Annotated in this window: 17 protein-coding genes and 3 tRNA genes; 11 read left to right on the top strand and 9 right to left on the bottom strand. The window is 58.1% G+C overall.

Going from position 1 to position 18,038, the window contains the following annotated elements; translation table 11 throughout:
• The first annotated feature begins 367 nt into the window (after positions 1 to 367).
• Positions 368 to 443, top strand: a tRNA-Val gene (locus J7413_RS07905).
• Between the two features lie 191 nt (positions 444 to 634).
• Here J7413_RS07905 and J7413_RS07900 read toward each other — a convergent pair.
• Together J7413_RS07900 and J7413_RS07895 are read right to left on the bottom strand one after the other, a co-directional pair.
• Positions 635 to 1,258, bottom strand: coding sequence for a transmembrane anchor protein (locus tag J7413_RS07900; protein WP_209097528.1), 624 nt, complete (start codon positions 1,256 to 1,258; stop codon positions 635 to 637).
• A gap of 22 nt (positions 1,259 to 1,280) precedes the next feature.
• The gene (locus tag J7413_RS07895) at positions 1,281 to 1,925 is read right to left on the bottom strand and encodes a HupE/UreJ family protein (RefSeq protein ID WP_247743419.1); all 645 of its coding nucleotides are present in this window, start codon (positions 1,923 to 1,925) and stop codon (positions 1,281 to 1,283) included.
• Between the two features lie 573 nt (positions 1,926 to 2,498).
• On the opposite strand from J7413_RS07895, the gene J7413_RS07890 reads away from it, so the two are divergent.
• Positions 2,499 to 2,756, top strand: a complete 258-nt coding sequence (locus J7413_RS07890) for a metal-sensing transcriptional repressor (RefSeq protein ID WP_209097526.1) — start codon at positions 2,499 to 2,501, stop codon at positions 2,754 to 2,756.
• Between the two features lie 7 nt (positions 2,757 to 2,763).
• Positions 2,764 to 4,083: an MFS transporter gene (locus J7413_RS07885; RefSeq protein WP_209097525.1), complete on the top strand. Its 1,320-nt coding sequence runs from the start codon at positions 2,764 to 2,766 to the stop codon at positions 4,081 to 4,083.
• Between the two features lie 205 nt (positions 4,084 to 4,288).
• On the opposite strand, the gene J7413_RS07880 is transcribed toward J7413_RS07885, so the two are convergent.
• The gene (locus tag J7413_RS07880) at positions 4,289 to 4,480 is read right to left on the bottom strand and encodes a hypothetical protein (protein ID WP_209097524.1); all 192 of its coding nucleotides are present in this window, start codon (positions 4,478 to 4,480) and stop codon (positions 4,289 to 4,291) included.
• A 223-nt stretch (positions 4,481 to 4,703) separates the two neighbouring features.
• On the opposite strand from J7413_RS07880, the gene J7413_RS07875 reads away from it, so the two are divergent.
• A tRNA-Asp gene (locus J7413_RS07875) sits at positions 4,704 to 4,780 on the top strand.
• A gap of 66 nt (positions 4,781 to 4,846) precedes the next feature.
• A tRNA-Asp gene (locus J7413_RS07870) sits at positions 4,847 to 4,923 on the top strand.
• 140 nt (positions 4,924 to 5,063) lie between these two features.
• Here the strand turns inward: J7413_RS07870 and J7413_RS07865 are convergent.
• A complete protein-coding gene (locus J7413_RS07865; RefSeq protein WP_209097523.1) occupies positions 5,064 to 6,446 on the bottom strand; it encodes a M20/M25/M40 family metallo-hydrolase in 1,383 nt (460 codons plus the stop codon).
• A gap of 224 nt (positions 6,447 to 6,670) precedes the next feature.
• Here J7413_RS07865 and hemA point away from each other — a divergent pair, with 224 nt between their 5' ends.
• Positions 6,671 to 7,894: a 5-aminolevulinate synthase gene (gene hemA, locus J7413_RS07860; RefSeq protein ID WP_209097522.1), complete on the top strand. Its 1,224-nt coding sequence runs from the start codon at positions 6,671 to 6,673 to the stop codon at positions 7,892 to 7,894.
• Between the two features lie 111 nt (positions 7,895 to 8,005).
• Positions 8,006 to 9,226 carry a helix-turn-helix domain-containing protein gene (locus J7413_RS07855; protein WP_209097521.1) on the top strand — a complete coding sequence of 407 codons (1,221 nt, stop codon included), beginning with the start codon at positions 8,006 to 8,008 and terminating at the stop codon, positions 9,224 to 9,226.
• 253 nt (positions 9,227 to 9,479) lie between these two features.
• Here J7413_RS07855 and J7413_RS07850 read toward each other — a convergent pair whose 3' ends face one another.
• Entirely contained in the window at positions 9,480 to 10,226 is a 747-nt protein-coding gene (locus J7413_RS07850; protein ID WP_209097520.1) for a DsbA family protein, read from the bottom strand.
• A 14-nt stretch (positions 10,227 to 10,240) separates the two neighbouring features.
• Positions 10,241 to 11,587, bottom strand: a complete 1,347-nt coding sequence (locus J7413_RS07845; protein WP_209097519.1) for a M48 family metalloprotease — start codon at positions 11,585 to 11,587, stop codon at positions 10,241 to 10,243.
• 41 nt (positions 11,588 to 11,628) lie between these two features.
• Between J7413_RS07845 and J7413_RS07840 the strand changes: the two genes are divergently transcribed.
• From J7413_RS07840 to J7413_RS07830, 3 genes are all read left to right on the top strand, one after another.
• Positions 11,629 to 12,780: an aminotransferase class I/II-fold pyridoxal phosphate-dependent enzyme gene (locus J7413_RS07840; protein WP_209097518.1), complete on the top strand. Its 1,152-nt coding sequence runs from the start codon at positions 11,629 to 11,631 to the stop codon at positions 12,778 to 12,780.
• 134 nt (positions 12,781 to 12,914) lie between these two features.
• Entirely contained in the window at positions 12,915 to 14,405 is a 1,491-nt protein-coding gene (gene glpK, locus J7413_RS07835; RefSeq protein ID WP_209097517.1) for a glycerol kinase GlpK, read from the top strand.
• Positions 14,406 to 14,450: 45 nt separating this feature from the next.
• A complete protein-coding gene (locus J7413_RS07830) occupies positions 14,451 to 14,972 on the top strand; it encodes an alkylphosphonate utilization protein (RefSeq protein ID WP_209097516.1) in 522 nt (173 codons plus the stop codon).
• Positions 14,973 to 14,981: 9 nt separating this feature from the next.
• Here J7413_RS07830 and dtd read toward each other — a convergent pair whose 3' ends face one another.
• From dtd to metF, 3 genes are all read right to left on the bottom strand, one after another.
• On the bottom strand, positions 14,982 to 15,416 hold the full coding sequence (gene dtd / locus J7413_RS07825; RefSeq protein ID WP_209097515.1) for a D-aminoacyl-tRNA deacylase: 435 nt from the start codon (positions 15,414 to 15,416) through the stop codon (positions 14,982 to 14,984).
• A gap of 150 nt (positions 15,417 to 15,566) precedes the next feature.
• On the bottom strand, positions 15,567 to 16,061 hold the full coding sequence (locus J7413_RS07820) for a PaaI family thioesterase (RefSeq protein WP_209097514.1): 495 nt from the start codon (positions 16,059 to 16,061) through the stop codon (positions 15,567 to 15,569).
• A 69-nt stretch (positions 16,062 to 16,130) separates the two neighbouring features.
• Positions 16,131 to 16,997, bottom strand: a complete 867-nt coding sequence (gene metF / locus J7413_RS07815) for a methylenetetrahydrofolate reductase [NAD(P)H] (protein WP_209097513.1) — start codon at positions 16,995 to 16,997, stop codon at positions 16,131 to 16,133.
• Between the two features lie 98 nt (positions 16,998 to 17,095).
• Here metF and J7413_RS07810 point away from each other — a divergent pair, with 98 nt between their 5' ends.
• A complete protein-coding gene (locus tag J7413_RS07810) occupies positions 17,096 to 18,001 on the top strand; it encodes a LysR family transcriptional regulator (protein WP_209097723.1) in 906 nt (301 codons plus the stop codon).
• Positions 18,002 to 18,038: the final 37 nt, after the last annotated feature.

Below are 18,038 nucleotides of genomic sequence, written 5' to 3'. Positions count from 1 at the left end.
TCGACAGGAGAGTACATGTGTGGCTTGAGTGGCTTCATTAGGGTCTCATCTCTCCCTGACTAAGCCCGCGATTTGGAAACGGTCAAACACAAATGCGACCTGACAAGCGACATGGCTCAGATTCTTTTTCTCTCTCACACCCCCATGCATGGATTTTTTGCAAAGCGGGTGGCGCACAGTCTGTTGTTCAGGTGAATCGCACCTAATTGCGCTTCAAACCGCAGGTTTCATAGATGAGGAGGTGTTGTGGTTTGGGGCGAGGCAGACACTGATTTGACCGGAATTTTTAGAGAAAATCATTTCGGGGCAAAAAAGTTCAAAAATGGGGTTGCATGCCCCCGCAGTATTCTCTAAATCCGCCCTCACCGGGTCGTTAGCTCAGTTGGTAGAGCGCTTCGTTTACACCGAAGATGTCGGGAGTTCGAGCCTCTCACGACCCACCATTCTTCCTTAGAATTGCTCGATTGCTCTACCGTAACTGAACTCAGTTTGAGTTAGGTGCTGCGTCTTTTCCGAGGGTTGAACTCGCAAAACAACCAAAAGGTTTGAAACTTACCGTCAGTGCGGGCGTGGTGCTCCGGTGGCTGTGTGCAAGGCCGCCATGCAAGTTCATAAAGCACAGCGGCCAAGCCATTTAACTCGCGTCTTTGAAGGCCTTGTATTCGCCACGCACTTGCACTGTTATCGTTACGGCTTGTTTGTCGCGATTGCGCCAGAACCAACCATGAGCACCATCAAACTCCGCAAGGATTGTGCCTTCTGATCCGGTTGAGCCGCGCCCTTTTTCGTACGTGACAGATTGACCGGAGCCGTGACCGTGCAAATCAAAGTTTACGCGGCCTCCATCTACAATCATGCGGAATTGTGCGGATTGGCCTTGGGTCATCTCCAGCTTCCATTCTGCGGAAGCGCCGGGCTCTAGAGTAAAGGTCACTTCGTCACGCCAGACCACCGCTTCCTGAGCGTAGGCGGTGCTTACAAAAATGCCGAGAATGTCGTTGAGAAGGTTCGACTGATCGTTGTCGCTGGCGTCGCGTTGTCGATCTTCTTCGGCTTCAGTGGCGAGCTGCGATTTGATCTCGCCCATCTCAGCGAGTCCCAGAAGCCGCCCCACGCGCGTCGGGTCTATCCCGTACTCTGCGGGAAGAACGACAGTGATAAGGATCACCAAAGCGGACGCTGCCGCGATGAATGTAGATGTCAAAAGTTGGGCAGTTGTGGGTAGTTCTTCGAGAGTTGGTTTGTTGGAATTGAACATATACTTGTCTCCTAGTCGCGTTTCAGGCGACGAAAAATCCGGTAATCTGGTAGCCCGCAAGGATGAAGCCAAGCATCATCATGACCACATTTGCGGTGTAGGCTTGTTGCAGGAAGGTTGGCGATCTGCGCCAGTAACCCATGACAATGAGGATCGCTGAGAGTGCCAAGACTTGGCCGATCTCTACGCCGACATTGAATGCTAGCAGGTTGGGCAGCAGCCCCTCGGAGGCGATGTCGTAGTCTAGGATTTTTGTGGCCAGCCCTGTGCCGTGGAACAGACCAAAGATCAGGGTTGCAGCCTTTGTGTTGGGCTGCACCCCAAACCAACGTTGGTAGGCACCAAGATTGTCGAGTGCTTTGTAGACCACGGACAATCCGATAATGGCATCAACGACATAGGCATTTACGCTCCAGCCGAACCAGACGCCCGCAAGCATGGTGGCGGAATGGCCGAAGGCGAAGATGCTGACATAAATGCCGACATCTTTCCTACGGTAGAGGAAGAAAACGACGCCGAGCAGGAACAGTATATGATCATATCCTGTGACCATGTGCTTTGCGCCCAGGTAGGTAAAGGGGATGAGATTTACGCCCCAGATTTCTTGAATGTAGCCCGCGTCGCCTTCGGTGACGTTATGGGCAGCGGCGGTAGATGCATACAGCATCAGCGCAGCACACAATGGTAGGGGGGCGGCCGCGCGGAAGGTGCGCAGGCAGCGCCCACCGGTTTTGGTGGATTGCATTGATATCTCCATGGATGTCCTGAAATTTGTGTCCAAAGACCCTTGTTGGGCCGGGTCAGGTCCGAGGAGGGCGCTCCAGGAGATAGAATGGCGTTGACCAAAGGATTCGCTGCGCTCTGTATCGCGCCGCTTCAGCTTTTAGCGTCCAGTTTTCAGCACGCTGGGGAAGTATGAGCGCCTGTGTGTGATCATGATCTGCGGCATCGTGGCTGTGGCCATGTAGGGCCCACATCGCATCGTCCTGAAAGTCATGTGAGTGACCGTGGCTCTCCATCATTTCAGCGTGATGTTGCAAGGCATCCATGATCTTGGGGAGGTGAGCTGAACTGGGGCTCGCGGCCCAAACCGCGATCGCAATACATACCACCGCCAAAAGCAAAGTGCTTGTGAGGCGTTTGAAAGGCAGTGCTCGTATTTTAGCGGTCGTGGGTTGCGTCATCTTTTGAGGCAGTATGTTGTCTTGCTCTATCCTCCGGGGGAGGTTAAGGATGCTTTATGTCAAAACCACATGTCCACGCAAGTCATCCTAAGATCGCCACTCGGCTGAAACGCGCTGAGGGGCATTTGCGATCTGTGATTTCCATGATTGAAGAAGGCCGCCCTTGCGTCGATGTTGCGCAACAATTGCAGGCCGTGGAGAGTGCGATCCGAAATGCAAAGCAAACTCTGATCCACGATCATATGGATCATTGCATAGACACTGAAAACACCGGCGATCGTGCGGAACTCAAAGCCATCGCTCGCTACCTGTGAGGCCAATATGTTTGAAGTGCTGACGGATAAAACCTATCGCCACCTGTTCTTGGCACAGCTTGTTGCGCTGTTGGGCACTGGGCTTGCGACCGTCGCAATGGGCTTGTTGGCCTTTGATCTCGCAGGTGAAAGTGCCGCGTTGGTGCTGGGCACAGTGTTCACCATCAAGATGGTGGCCTATGTCGGCATTGGCCCGATTGCCGGAGCGTTTGCGGATCGTGTGAATCGCCGGGCTCTGCTTGTGACGCTGGATGTGGTGCGGGGGAGTGCCGCGCTGTGTCTGCCTTTCGTGACAGAGGTCTGGCAGCTCTATGTGCTGATATTCCTTTTGCAGTCCGCATCCGCCGCCTTTACCCCGACATTTCAGGCCACCATTCCAGATGTGTTGCCTGACGAGGCGCGTTACACCCGGGCTTTGTCGCTGTCGCGGCTGGCCTATGATCTTGAAAACATCATCAGCCCTACGCTTGCGGCGCTTTTGCTCGTGGTTCTGAGCTATGACGCGCTGTTCCTTGGCACGGTGGTTGGGTTTGGTGCCTCTGCTCTGTTGCTTGTCTCTGTCGCGTTGCCAAGTCCCAAGGCCGTAGAAGCGCGCGGTGTGTATGATCGTACGACGCGGGGCATTCGCATTTATCTTGCCACGCCGCGTTTGCGTGGTCTGTTGGGGCTCAGCCTCGCAGCCTCAAGCGCAGGCGCGATGGTTCTGGTGAATTCTGTTGCGCTTGTGCGCGGCGATTTGGGCATGTCTGAGAGCGCGCTGGCGTGGACCGTCTTTGGCTTTGGCTTGGGCAGCATGATTGTCGCCTTCACTCTGCCGCGTCTTTTGGATCGCGTGTCGGATCGCTCCGTAATGTTGGCGGGCGGCCTGATCATGGTTGGTGCCCTTTTGGCCATCGCTTTGGTGGTCGTGGTGCGCGGATTGTCTTGGCCGCTGTTGTTTGGCACGTGGCTGTTGATCGGTTTGGGGTATTCTGCGGTGCTCACACCCTCAGGCAGGCTTCTGACCCGGTCATCACATCCCGAGGACCGCCCTGCGGTGTTTGCGGCGCAGTTCGCGCTGTCACATGCCTGTTGGCTGGTCGCGTATCCATTGTCGGGCTGGCTCATGACGGCATTCGGCGCGGTTGCAGCCTTTGTTGTTCTGGCGCTGGTTGCTGCGCTGGGGATCATTGCCGCGCTGCGGGCCTGGCCCTCAGATGAGCCTGAGACGGTCGAACACACGCATGAGAATCTGCCGCTGGATCATCCACACCTGCAGGGCCATCGCAGCCATGCCCATCCGCTGATCATCGATGACGCCCATCCCAAGTGGGCGCAGCGATTCTGATCGTGGAAATTTGGGGTCGGCTTTGGCGGGTCCACTTGTGCTTTCAGTACAAGCATTGTTGCAGCCCATTTTGAGGGCATCACCTGGGTGATCTATTTGACCTATGGCTAGAAGTGCCCGAGCAGGCGTGTTCCGACAAATCAACGGCACAAAAAAAGCGGCCCATGGGGCCGCTTCAATGGTCTCATACGCAAAGGCGTCTGGCTTAGCCAGCAACGATTGGGGCGCAGAGCAGGGCGCCGGTCTCGGTGCTTTGCAGCTCGTAGCCGCCTGGGCAGCTTGCGTCGCCCGCTTTGTCAAAGGTTGGCTGTACATTGATCGGTGCCGGCTCTTCTTGTTGACCACAAGCGGCGAGAGTCAGACCAGCGATGCAAAGGGCAGCGTAAATCGGTTTCATTCTGATTTTCCTTCAAAAGAATTTTGATTGAGTGAGTCCACCTAATCACAAAAACGTGTGCAGGCAAAGCTTACTCAGCGCTGTGCTTAGCCTAAAAATAACGGCTTGGCAGGGGCTTGTGAAATTTCTTCGATTTTCGTGCGGATATCCGCTTGACGCGCCTGAGCGCTCGGCATAAACCCCACCACACGCTGAGGGGCACACGCCAAACAGCGAGCAGCGAGCGGTTGTAGCTCAGTTGGTTAGAGTACCGGCCTGTCACGCCGGGGGTCGCGGGTTCGAGCCCCGTCAACCGCGCCACCGCTGCTAGTCCAGACCTTGGGCGCCTTCGGGCAAAGGGTCATGCCGAAAGGCGAAGATATATGCGCGGTTGTAGCTCAGTTGGTTAGAGTACCGGCCTGTCACGCCGGGGGTCGCGGGTTCGAGCCCCGTCAACCGCGCCACTTCTTCCTCCCCTCAAAAGTTGGTCGATTTGGTCTTTTCAAAGCGCGCATTATCTGCGCCTTTTTGTACCGCCTCTGCTTTGTCACAGAAAAAACGCGCCCGAAGGCGCGTTTCTGATTCTCATCATGATTCGATAGCCTTAGCGGGTCAGAGCCTCGAGGATTCGTGCCCAGGAACGCGTACCTTTGTGAAAGCTCTCCACATCATATTTCTCGTTGGGGGAGTGGATCTGGTCATCGTCGCGGCCAAAGCCGATCAGCATCGAATCCATATCCAGAATCTCTTTGAAATAGCCCGCAATCGGGATCGAGCCGCCACAGCCCACATAGGCGGCCGGGCGGGGCCATTCGTCGCTCAGCGCCGCACGCGCCTTTTCGAAGGCGGGGTCTTCGATCGACATTTGCGACGCACCAGAGCCCTTTTCGGTGCGGTACTCCACGGTGAAACCCTCCGGCAGGTTGCGTTCCAGATAGCTGCGGAACGCCGCGCGGATCTTGTCTGGATCCTGCTGCCCAACCAGTCGGAAAGAGACCTTGGCAGAGGCTTGCGAGGGCAGCACGGTTTTGAAACCATCACCCGTATAGCCGCCCCAGATGCCGTTCACATCACAGGTCGGGCGCGACCAGATCTGTTCCAGCGGTGTGCGGTCCTGTTCCCCTGCTGGCGCTTTCAGTCCCACATCGCCCAAATAGGTGGCATGATCAAAATTCAATCCCTGCCATTGGGCGCGAATGTCATCGGGCAACTCGGGCACGTCATCATAAAACCCTTCCAGGGTCACAGCGCCGGTGTCATCATGCAGCCCTGCGAGGATTTTGTTCAGCACCCGGATCGGGTTCATCGCAATGCCGCCATACATGCCCGAATGCAGATCGCGCGACGGCCCCGTGATGGTGAAATCTTCGCCCAGCAGCCCGCGCAGCATCGTGGTGATCGCGGGCACCGCGCTTTCAAACAGCCCGGTGTCACAGATCAAAGCAATGTCACAGCTAAGCTCCTCGGCATTCTCTTGCAGAAAGGGCACAAGGCTCGGCGACCCTGATTCTTCTTCGCCTTCAAACAGAAAAGTGATCTTGCAGGGCAGGGCGCCATGCTCGGCAATCCAGGCGCGGCATGCCTCTACAAATGTCATCAGCTGGCCCTTGTCATCAGAGGCCCCGCGGGCGCGAATGACTTGGCCAGCATCGGTGTCTTCCAGCGCGGGATCAAACGGGTCGCGATCCCACAGCTCCAGCGGGTCCACCGGCTGCACGTCGTAGTGACCATAAAATAGAATGTGTGGGCTGTCTTCGCTGGGGCCATCGACATGACCAACAACCATGGGGTGCCCCGTGGTTGGGCGTTTTTCTGCTTTGATGCCAAGGCCTTGCAGATCTTTGACCAGCCAATCCGCTGCCGCGTCCACATCCGCATTAAAGGCAGGATCGGTCGAGATGGATTTGATGCGCAGCAGATCAAACAAACGGTCAATCGCCGCAGGCATCTGCGCGTCGATGCGGGCGAGAACAGGATCAAGAGACATAGGAATTCCTTTTCGTTGCACCGCAAAGCGGTGAGATGCGCAAACCGTATCACTGCAATCTCAGCTGTCCAATGGCCCCCGTTTACGCTTTGATCGACATCAAGGTGCTACACTTTGTCAGTCTGCTACCCATTGCCCAAGCGGCTGTTGAGGTTTAGAACAGCTCTAATATTCAGTCATGACCCCAGCAGGTGGAGACATGGCCGGGGAGAAGGAAAGCCACTGTGGATTACACTGCAAAGCTAGATGACGCTCTGAATCGACTGCATGATGAAGGCCGCTATCGCACGTTCATTGATATCGAACGTCAGCAAGGACATTTTCCACACGCAACCTGGACCCGCCCAGATGGCACACAGCGCCCGATCACCGTCTGGTGTGGCAATGACTATCTCGGCATGGGCCAGCATCCTGTCGTGCTTGCAGCAATGCACGAGGCGGTGGATGCCACTGGTGCCGGTTCCGGCGGCACGCGCAACATTTCCGGCACCACAGTGTACCACAAACGCCTTGAGGCAGAGCTTGCGGATCTGCATGGCAAGGACGCTGCGCTGCTGTTCACCAGCGCCTACATCGCAAATGATGCAACTTTAAGCACTTTGCCAAAGTTGTTTCCGGGTCTGATCATCTACTCTGACGAGCTCAACCACGCCTCCATGATCGAGGGCGTGCGCCGCAATGGCGGGGCCAAACGCATCTTCAAGCACAATGATGTGGCGCATCTGCGCAGTCTGCTAGAAGCGGATGACCCCGCAGCGCCTAAGTTGATCGCCTTTGAATCTGTCTACTCTATGGATGGTGATTTTGGACCGATCGAAGAGATCTGCGATCTGGCAGATGAATTTGGCGCGCTGACCTACATTGATGAGGTGCACGCAGTCGGCATGTATGGCCCGCGCGGCGGCGGTGTGACAGAGCGTGACAACCTCGCGCATCGCATCGACATCATCAATGGCACCTTGGCCAAAGCCTATGGTGTGATGGGCGGCTATATCGCGGCATCCGAAAAAATGTGCGATGCGATAAGGTCTTATGCGCCGGGTTTCATCTTCACAACCTCCCTGCCGCCGGCGGTCGCCGCAGGTGCCGCTGCTTCTGTTGCGCATCTGAAAACCGATCAGGCTCTGCGGGAGCGTCACCAGACACAGGCCAAGATTCTCAAACTGCGCCTGAAAGGGCTGGGCTTGCCGATCATTGATCATGGCACCCACATCGTGCCCGTGATTGTTGGCAATCCGGTACACACCAAGGTGCTGTCTGATCACCTGCTCGAAGACTACGGGATCTATGTGCAGCCGATCAATTTCCCAACCGTGCCACGTGGCACAGAGCGTCTGCGTTTCACACCGTCGCCGGTCCATGGCCCCAAAGAGATCGACGCGCTTGTCCATGCTCTGGACGCACTTTGGAGCCACTGTGCGCTGAATCGCGCCGAACTCGCGGGTTAACCGATAGATAACGTTCTCAATGCTACCATATATGGTATAGTGATCCTTAATAAGGGGATCAGCTCGAATCAGGGGAAGAACGAGCTGACGTTGTTAAACGAGGCATGAGGGATGATCGGGCGCAAATCCAAGCGCGATACCGAAGAGGTATTAGAAGGCCCAATGGGCTACGATGACTTTGCTGTAAGTCTCGGTGATATGATGCGCGGCGAGCGGGCCACAATGGGCAAGTCGCTGCTGGATGTTCAAAGGGAACTCCGCATTCGCGCCAGCTATGTGGCAGCCATCGAAAATTGTGACCCCTCGGCTTTCGAAACCCCTGGATTCATTGCCGGATACGTGCGCTCTTATGCGCGCTACCTCGGCTTGGATCCCGAGCAGGCGTTTGATACCTTCTGTGCCGAAAGTGGCTTTAGCACGGCGCATGGCATGTCCGCCGAAGCGTCAGGCGCCCGCAAGGTGGAAAAGGTTCTGCCCTCCGCCTCAAGCGATCCATTCTCTTCTGCCAATGCACCGTTTACCCCTATTCAGGAATCACTGCTGTCGCGGATTGAGCCGCGCGCCATTGGCTCTTCTTTGGTCCTGTTGGCTCTGATTGCCGGGCTTGGCTATGGGGGCTGGTCGGTGCTCAATGAAATTCAGCGCGTCGCGCTTGCCCCTGTGGAGCAAACGCCTGTTGTGCTGAGTGATTTGGACCCTCTGGACAGTGTCGTACCCAACGCACCAACATCGGAGGCGTCTGACGCCCTTCAGACGGCCGAGGTGGGCGCAGGCGTGTTTGCCCCAGCAGAAGTGCTGGACCGTCTCTATCGTCCGCAGGCACTCGATGTCCCTGTGCTGGTCGCGCGTGATGCGCCGATTTCCCAACTCAACCCAGACAACGTTGGCGTCTTCACGCCAGAGATCCCTGCGGTGATTGCCGCGGTTGTCCCTGAAGAAGAGCGCCCGATTCCGATCGTTGTTGAGGATGCGCCGCCAGAAATCGTCGTGATGGCCGTGCGCCCGGCTTGGGTGCGTGTGCGCAGCGCAGATGGCTCTATACTGTTTGAAAAAATCCTGAACGCCGGGGAAGAATACGTGCTCCCCGCTACCGAAGAGGCGCCGATCCTGCGCGCGGGCATGAGTGGTTCGGTTTACTTCAAACTCAACGGTGAGTTCTACGGACCGGCAGGCGAGGGCACCAGTGTTGCCCGCGACCTGCCTCTCGCTATGGACACGCTCAAAGAAGACTTTTCAGTCGCCGATCTGAATGGCGATCCAGAGCTTGCACGCATTGTTGCGTTGGCCGAAGCAGCCACAGACGCCGTGCCAGAGGTGGCCGAGGCAGAGTGATCTCGGTCTTTCTCGACTTGTCTAAGCTCTGACCAGATACATGTCGCAAACCGACCAGAGCGCTGCCCATTCGGCGGCGCTTTTTTCTATGCCGGTCTCAACAATAAAAAGCAGCGCCGAGGCGCTGCTTTGGAGTTTAGAACAGTTTGCGCTTTGAACGAGCTCAGCGGTTCGCCGTTCGGATTATTTCATGAGAGGCGACGCCGGCGAGACCGCGCGATTTTCCGAGAGGAAGGGGCTGTTCGTGTGTGAATCAGCCGCGCTTGCCTTCCACAATCGCCCGCATCGCATCCAGCGGCAGATAGCCGCGCAGCATTTCATCTTGCAGCACAAAGGAGGGTGTGCCGGTGATCTGCATGTCCCGCGCCAGCAGGCGGGTTGTGACGATCTCTTGCGTCACCTCATCGCTGTTCATGTGCTCAAGCAACGGCGCGGCATCAAACCCAAGCCCTTTCGACAAACGTTTGAGGGAGCGTTCGGTCACATCCCCGCGCATTTTGATCAACGCGTCATGGGCCTGTTTGTAGGACTCATCCCCCAGCTTTTGTTTGACCGCGATGGCAAAACGAGAGCTCAGTTCAGAGGCTTCACCAAGGATCGGGTACTCTTTCACGATAAAGCGGATGTTGCCGTCACTCTTGATCAGTTCGGCAACCTCGTCATGGGCTTTGCGGCAATAGCCGCAGCGGTAGTCGATGAATTCAACCAGCGTTATGTCACCCTCTGGGTTGCCGCCCACCCAACTGTAGCCATCCTCAAACAGCCGCTCCGTGTTTGCCGCAACCAGCGCCAGATCATCTTGCTCTTTGTTTTGCGCCTCACGCTCCTGCAGGATCGCGACCGCTTCCATGATCACCTCTGGGTTCTCCAGCAGGTAGTTGCGGATTTCATCACGGAACGCACCGCGCTCCGCGTCTGACATGCTGTCGATGTCAAATGCCATTGCAGAGGTTGCGCTCAGGCCAAGGGCAAGGGCGGTGGGGGCGAATAGGCGTTTCATGCGGGAACTCTCCATCACTTTTTCTTATTGGCACGCTTGGCGGCAGACACGATGTCTTGCGCGCGGCGTGCCGCACTTGAGCCGCGGGGCAGGCGGGTCAGGGCGCGTTGGGCATGTATGTCGGCATCTTTGAGCCGGTTGGCAAGGGCATAGCGTTCCGCCGTCGCCAGAGAGGCCAGTCCGGGCTGACCATTCTGCGCATAGGCAGAGCCCAGATCCCGCAACAGCTTGCCATTGCGAAAATCACGGGAACGGGCGTTTTCCAGGTGTTTCAGAGCTTCTTTGGGGCGATTGACGGTCAAAAGCGCCCGGCCCAGCCCGCCAAGGATCAGCGGGTTGCGCGGCGCAAGCTGCGCGGCTTTGCGATAAGCGTTCACGGCATTTTGAAACTGGCGGCTCTCCAAGAGGATCTGCCCCTTGAGCTCATAATAAAACGCATCGTTGGGGCGCGCGGCAATCGCCTTGTTGATATGGGCAATCGCTTGCGACGTGTTCTGCTGGCGGTGATAGGCCACCGCAAGGCGCATCTGCCGCACATCCTCAGAGCGGCTGTCGCCCGCGCGCTGCAATGTCCATTTGGTCGGGCGCAAAAACGCCGTCAGCTTTGAACGCGCGCGGTCATACCAATACTCCATTTCCGGCTGCGGACGGCTTTTGCCGGTATAAGCCGCCACAAAGCGCTCCATGGCGCGCACGCGGTCCCGCGACAGCGGGTGGGAGCGCATATAAGGGTCCTGACGGGACACATTCAACAGATCCTGCCCCTCAAAGATTTTGTGCACATCCACAGCGCCGGCAGGATCGATGCCAGCGGAGGCCATGTAACGCACAGCGGACTGGTCGGCAGAGGCTTCTTCGGCCCGTGTATGGGCGAGAAATTGCCGAAGGGCTGCGCTTTGCGTGCCCAGTGCCACACCCGCTGCCACATCTCCGCGCCCAGAGGCGGCGGCAGCGGCCAGCGCCAGCGCCAGACCAAGGCCAGCGGTAGAGCGCGCCGAATCAAGATTGGCCTGCCGACGGGTCAGATGCCCATTGGCAATATGGGCCGCCTCATGGGCAATCACCGCCTGTAACATCTCAGGCGTGTCCATTTGCATTATCATGCCCGTGTGAATAAAAATATGTTGTGGATCAACCACAAAGGCATTGAGGCTTTTGTCGTTCACCAAGAGGATTTGCACGTTATTTCCAAGGCCCGCAGCACTCAGAATGGGCGCCGCCATCTTGCGCAGGGCGTGCTCTATGTCCGGGTCCCGGATCAGCGATGCAGCCTGCGCCAGCGGGGTTGTGATAATAAGCGTCAGCAGCGTCACGAGGGCGACGGCATGGGAACGCAAAGCGGTGATTGACGACGCCGTCATTTCGCGGTGAAACCTCATGAGCGACAATAGGGAACAAATTGATGCGGAACTCAAGACGTGGGGCAGTGGATCCCTTCATTGTGATGGATGTGATGGAGGCGGCGCGCCAGGCCGAAGAGGCAGGCCGCCACATCATTCATATGGAGGTGGGCCAACCCGGCACCGCCGCCCCCGCAGCTGCGCGAGATGCTTTGGCCAAACAGATGGATCAGGGGGCGCTTGGCTACACGGTGGCGCTCGGCATCCCAGAGCTGCGGGCGCGCATCGCACAGCTGTATGGCGATTGGTACAATGTGGATCTTGATCCCGGTCGCGTGATTGTCACGCCGGGCTCTTCTGGAGCCTTTTTGCTCGCCTTTTCTGCGCTGTTTGATGCGGGCGAACGTGTCGCCATCGGCGCGCCGGGTTACCCCAGCTATCGCCAGATCCTCAAAGCGCTGAGTCTTGAGCCGCTCGATATCCAGACCGCACCGCAAAACCGCCTGCAACCGGTGCCCGATGATCTGCGCGCCATGAATTTTGAGGGGCTGATGGTGGCCTCGCCTGCCAATCCCACCGGCACTATGCTGAATACCAGTGCCATGGGCGCGCTCATTGATCTCTGTCGCGAAAAAGACGCGGCCTTCATCAGCGATGAAATCTACCACGGCATCGAATATGAGGCCAAAGCCGTCACAGCGCTGGAACTTACCGATGACTGTTATGTCATCAATTCCTTCTCCAAGTACTTCAGCATGACCGGCTGGCGTGTCGGCTGGATGGTGGTGCCTGACGATCATGTGCGCAAGGTCGAGCGGCTGGCGCAAAACATGTTCATCTGTGCCCCGCACGCAAGCCAGGTCGCGGCGCTGGCGGCGATGGATTGCCATGATGAGCTGGAAGCCAATATGGCCGTCTACCGCGCCAATCGCACCATGATGATCGACGGTCTGCCCAAAGCGGGGTTTGCCAAATTTGCCCCACCGGATGGGGCCTTCTACGTCTATGTTGATGTCAGTGACTTCACCAATGACAGCCGCGCCTTTGCACAGGAAATTCTAGAGGACGTAGGCGTCGCGGTGACCCCGGGTCTTGATTTTGATCCAGTGCGCGGCCATCAGACCCTGCGCTTTTCCTATGCGCGCAGCACCGCTGACATCGCCGAAGGTCTGGAGCGTCTCGCGCGGTTCATGCGCGCGCGTGGCCATCTCTGAGGCCGGGCAAAACATGCGGCGCGGCGCCATCTACGAAAAAAATAGTAGATTGAGGGGCCGCGCCCTATCTTCCTGATTGCGGTAACACAATTGGCGTCCTAATGTGCGCGCCAACAACCGTCAGGGAGGCCGTCATGACACACATTCTCGCCATTGATCAGGGCACCACATCCAGCCGCGCGATCGTCTTTGACGGCGACATCCGCCCCGGTGCCAGCGCGCAGGTCGAATTCACCCAGCATTTCCCACAATCTGGCTGGGTGGAGCATGATCCTTCGGATATCTGGAACACTACCATCAGCACCTGCAAAGAGGCGCTCACGTCCGCAGGCATCAGCGCCGCAGATGTGGCCGCCATCGGCATCACCAACCAGCGCGAAACCACGCTCGTTTGGAACAAACACACGGGCGAGGCGGTCTATAACGCCATCGTCTGGCAGGACCGCCGCACGGCCGCCATTTGTGACGAACTGAAAGCCTCAGGCCACGCCGATCTGGTGCAGCGCTCCACTGGCCTGCTGCTCGATCCCTATTTCTCCGGCACCAAGATCAAATGGATCTTGGACACGGTCGAAGGCGCGCGCGCGGCTGCAGAGGCGGGCGATCTGCTCTTTGGCACGGTGGACAGCTACCTGATCTGGAAGCTCACCGGCGGCAAGGTCCATGCGACAGACGCCACCAACGCCGCCCGCACCCTGATCTATGACATCCACCAGGGGGTATGGAGCGCGGAGATTTGCGAGATCCTCGGCATCCCCATGTCCATGCTGCCAGAGGTCAAAGACTGCGCCGCTGATTTTGGGGAAACCGATGCCGAGATCTTTGGCGCGCCCATCCCGATCCGTGGCGTGGCAGGTGATCAACAGGCCGCCACCATCGGACAAGCCTGTTTTGAACCGGGCATGCTCAAATCGACCTATGGCACCGGCTGCTTTGCCCTGCTGAACACCGGCGACACACCGGTAACCTCGCAAAACCGCCTGCTCACCACCGTCGCCTATCAGCTTGATGGCAAGCCCACCTACGCGCTGGAAGGCGCGATCTTCATTGCTGGTGCGGTGGTGCAATGGCTGCGCGACGGCCTTGGCATCATCGAGGATGCCGCCGCCACCTCCGGTCTGGCTGAGGCGGCTGATCCGGGGCAGGAGCTCATCATGGTGCCCGCCTTCACCGGCCTTGGCGCGCCATATTGGAGCCCACAGGCCCGCGGCGCGGTCTTTGGTCTCACCCGTGGCTCCGGTCCGGCGGAATTTTCCCGCGCGGCGTTGGAAAGTGTTGGTTTTCAAACCCGCGACCTGCTCGAAGCGATGCAGGCGGATTTTGACTTCTCAGGCGACACGGTGCTGCGCGTCGATGGCGGCATGACCGCCTCTGACTGGACCATGCAGTTCCTCTCTGACGTGCTGGGTGCGCCGGTCGACCGTCCCGTGGTGGCCGAAAGCACCGCCAAAGGCGTGGCCTGGCTCGCGGGCATGCAGGTCGGCGTTTACCCCGATATGGCAGGCTTTGCCGCCACTTGGGAGAAAGAGCGCGAGTTCACCCCGGCCAAAGATCAGGATTGGCGCGACAGCCGTTACAAAGGCTGGAAGAAGGCGATTGACGCCACGCTGTCTATGACAGAGTAAGCATGGCGCGCGGCTTGCGCGCACCATCACGTCAGGAGGCCCCAAATGTCAGAAACCTGTGTGCTCTGCGGAGCCTCCGAAACGCTTGCGCCGATTGCGGTGGCGCCTGAAGACACCACCGTCTCCCTGTGCGCGACCTGCGCAGAGGGTGTCGCCAAAGGCCCCAAAGACGCGCCCCACTGGCAATGCCTGCATGATGCAATCTGGAGCGAGACCCCTGCGGTGCAGGTCACCGCATGGCGTCTGCTCAATGGCCTGACAGAGGCCCCATGGGCGCGCGACCTGCTAGACATAGCCTATCTCGCCCCAGAGGTTCAGGCTTGGGCAGAGGCCGGTCTTGCCGCAGAGGACACGGTCACCCACCGCGACAGCAACGGCACAGTCCTGGCCGCCGGAGACACGGTGGTGCTGATCAAAGACTTGCCAGTCAAAGGCGCAGGCTTCACCGCCAAACGCGGCACCGCCGTGCGCAATATTTCACTGGTGCCTGACAACGCCGAGCACATCGAAGGCCGCGTCGAAAGCCAGCGCATCGTGATCCTCACGAAATTTGTGAAAAAGAGCTGACGCGCGGCTCTAAATCTCCATCGGAATGGTCACCGGCCCGTCATTGATCAGCGAGACCTTCATATCCGCGCCAAACTGTCCGGTCTCAACCGGCACATAGGCCGCAAGTTCCTTGGCAAAGAGTTCATACAGCCGCTTGCCCTCCTCAGGCACGGCGGCTGTGGAAAACCCAGGCCGGTTGCCGCTGCGGGTGTCGGCCGACAGGGTGAACTGGCTCACCACCAACGCGCTGCCGCCAATATCCACCACCGATTTGTTCATCTTGCCGGCCTCATCCTGAAAAATCCGGCATTTCGCCACTTTGCCTGCGAGCTTGACCACCTGCGCCTCGGTGTCGCCGTCCATCGCACAGACCAGCACCATCACGCCTGCGCCACAGGCCCCGATGACTTCGCCATCCACACGTACCTGCGCCTCGCTCACCCGCTGTATCACTGCCCGCATCTTTTGCTCCTTTGTGGCCCTAGTGTTTCCCCGCGCAAAATGCGCCAGAGGGCAGGGCGCTGCAAGCCGCGCGTCTCATTCTCAAAATATCCCGGGTGAAGTCCCAACTTGCTTGGGACGAGGGCAGCGCCCTCCTTGGCGACGCCGAGGTTAGCGCTTCGGTCCCGCCATCACGATACAGGTGGTGGAGCCGGTGGCATACAGTTTGCCATCTTCAATGCCGCGGATCTCGCCATTGGCAATCCCGGTGGAGCGCCCGGCATGCTGCACCTTGCCCACCGCACGCACCTTCATGCCAACCGGTATCGAGCGCAGAATGTTGATCTTATATTCGAGCGTTGTGTAGATCTGCCCCATCGCCAGCGTGCTCTGCACCGCACAGGCCATGCAGCTGTCCAGCACCGTGCCATACCAGCCGCCATGCACCGTGCGGATCGGGTTCAGCACGCCAAACTCCGGCGTACCTTCAAAGGTCACACTGCCGTGTTCCGCATGTGTCGGAAGAAAGCCCATGGTTGCGCCAATCGGCGCACCGGGCAGTGTGCCATCTATGATCGCCTGCATGAACTCCAAGCCGCTCATCGACAGGATGGTGTCAAAATCCGCCAGCTCGTCCATGGATTGGGCATAGTGGTGTTTGGGCATGGGGCTCTCCTCTGTCCTTCATGGAGAGAGCCTCAAGCCCAATGCTCGCGCAAGAGGCCAAGCCGCCTGTTACGCAACGTTTTGCAGCTTCACGTCGGGCACGACCCCCAGCGCATGACACACATCCCGGGTCAGCTCCGGCCGGTTCAGCGTGTAAAAATGCAGCGCCTCCACACCTTCGTCCATCAGCTCAGAACACATCTCGGTACACACCGCCGTCGCCAGCAAATCCTCGCGGTCATCGCGCACCGCCTTCTCAAACGCATTGGCCAGCCATGCAGGCACCGATGTGCCACAACGCGCGGCAAATTTCTGCACGCCTTTCCAGTTTTCAATGGGCAGCACACCGGGCAGGATCGGCGCGTCAATACCGGCCTTCACACAGGCATCGCGGAACCGCAGAAATGTCTCGCTTTCGAAAAAGAACTGGGTGATCGCCTCATTGGCCCCCGCATCAATCTTGCGCTTAAGCCATTCCACATTGGCGGCCATATCGGCGGCCTCCGGGTGGCTCTCAGGATAGGCGCCCACACGGATGGTGAACTTGCCAGTCGCCGCCAGCGCTTCAATCAGCTCAATGGAGGAAGCAAACCCTTCCGGATGAGGCGCAAAGCCTGCGCTGCCTTTGGCGGGATCGCCCCGTAGTGCCACAATCTCGCGCACACCGGCGGTGGCGAACTCTTCGGCAATGCGCAGGGTCTCTGCCTTTGAGGTATCCACACAGGTCAGATGCGCCGCCACATTCAGACCAGAGGATTTGTGCAATGTCGCCACCGCCTCCCGCGTCAGATCCCGCGTGGTGCCACCGGCGCCATAGGTGACTGACACAAACCGCGGATCCAGCGGTGCCAGTGTTTGCACTGTGTCCCAAAGCCGAAAGGAGGCTTCCAACGACTGCGGCGGAAAGAATTCAAATGAAACTTGAGGCGTGGTCATAACGAGCGTCCTGTATCTTGTGGTTGTCCTCATGTCTCATGCGTGCCATCATTAAGCAAATTCATAATTCTCAAGAAAGTCATGAGCCCAACATGAAGATGCACATCGAGTTCCGCCACCTGCGCACTGTGCGTGCCATCCATGAATGTGGTGGCTTGGCCCGTGCGGCAGATCAGCTCAACATCACGCAATCGGCATTGTCCCATCAGATCAAAGGACTCGAAGAACAGGCCGGGGTCGAGTTGTTTGTGCGCCGTTCCAAACCGATGAAACTTTCCGCTGCGGGCCTGCGCCTGTTGCGTCTTGCCAATCAGGTCTTGCCAGAAGTCGAAAAGCTTGAGGCTGAGTTCAACGGCTTGCGCGATGGCAGCTCAGGCCGCTTGCATATCGCCATCGAATGCCACGCCTGTTTTGAGTGGCTGTTCCCGGTGCTGGAACAGTTCCGCAAGAACTGGCCTGACGTGGATGTGGACATCCGTCCGGGGCTTGCCTTTGATGCAATGCCCGCTTTGCAGAAAGAAGAGGTGGATCTGGTGGTGAGCTCAGATCCCGAAAACCTGCCCGGCGTGTCTTTCAGTCATCTCTTTGATTATGCGCCGGTTTTTGTGGCGTCGTCGCAGCATCCATTGGCGCAGAAACCTTTCGTTGAGGCGACGGACTTTCGTGGCGAGACTCTGATCACTTATCCTGTGGAGCGCACGCGACTTGATGTGTTCTCCCAGCTGCTCATCCCTGCCAAGGTCGAGCCCGCCGCCGTTCGCCAGGCAGAACTCACCGCCGTGATCCTGCTACTTGTGGCCTCCAATCGCGGCGTGTCGGTGCTGCCGGATTGGGTGGTGCGGGAGGTAAAATATTCCTCAGATTATGTCACGCGCCCGCTGACAGAACATGGCCTAACGCGCCAGTTGTTCGCGGCAACGCGAGATGAAGATCTGGCCAAGCCTTATATGCAGGATCTGATCCAGATGGCGGGCAAAGAGGCCCGCAGGCTTCAAGAAACTTAAATATATCTTGAGAATTCACGTTTAGTTTCTGCTTTCA

This window comes from Shimia sp. R10_1, assembly GCF_017744095.1.
GTDB lineage: Bacteria > Pseudomonadota > Alphaproteobacteria > Rhodobacterales > Rhodobacteraceae > Shimia.
This window is presented reverse-complemented; position numbering and strand designations above follow the sequence as displayed.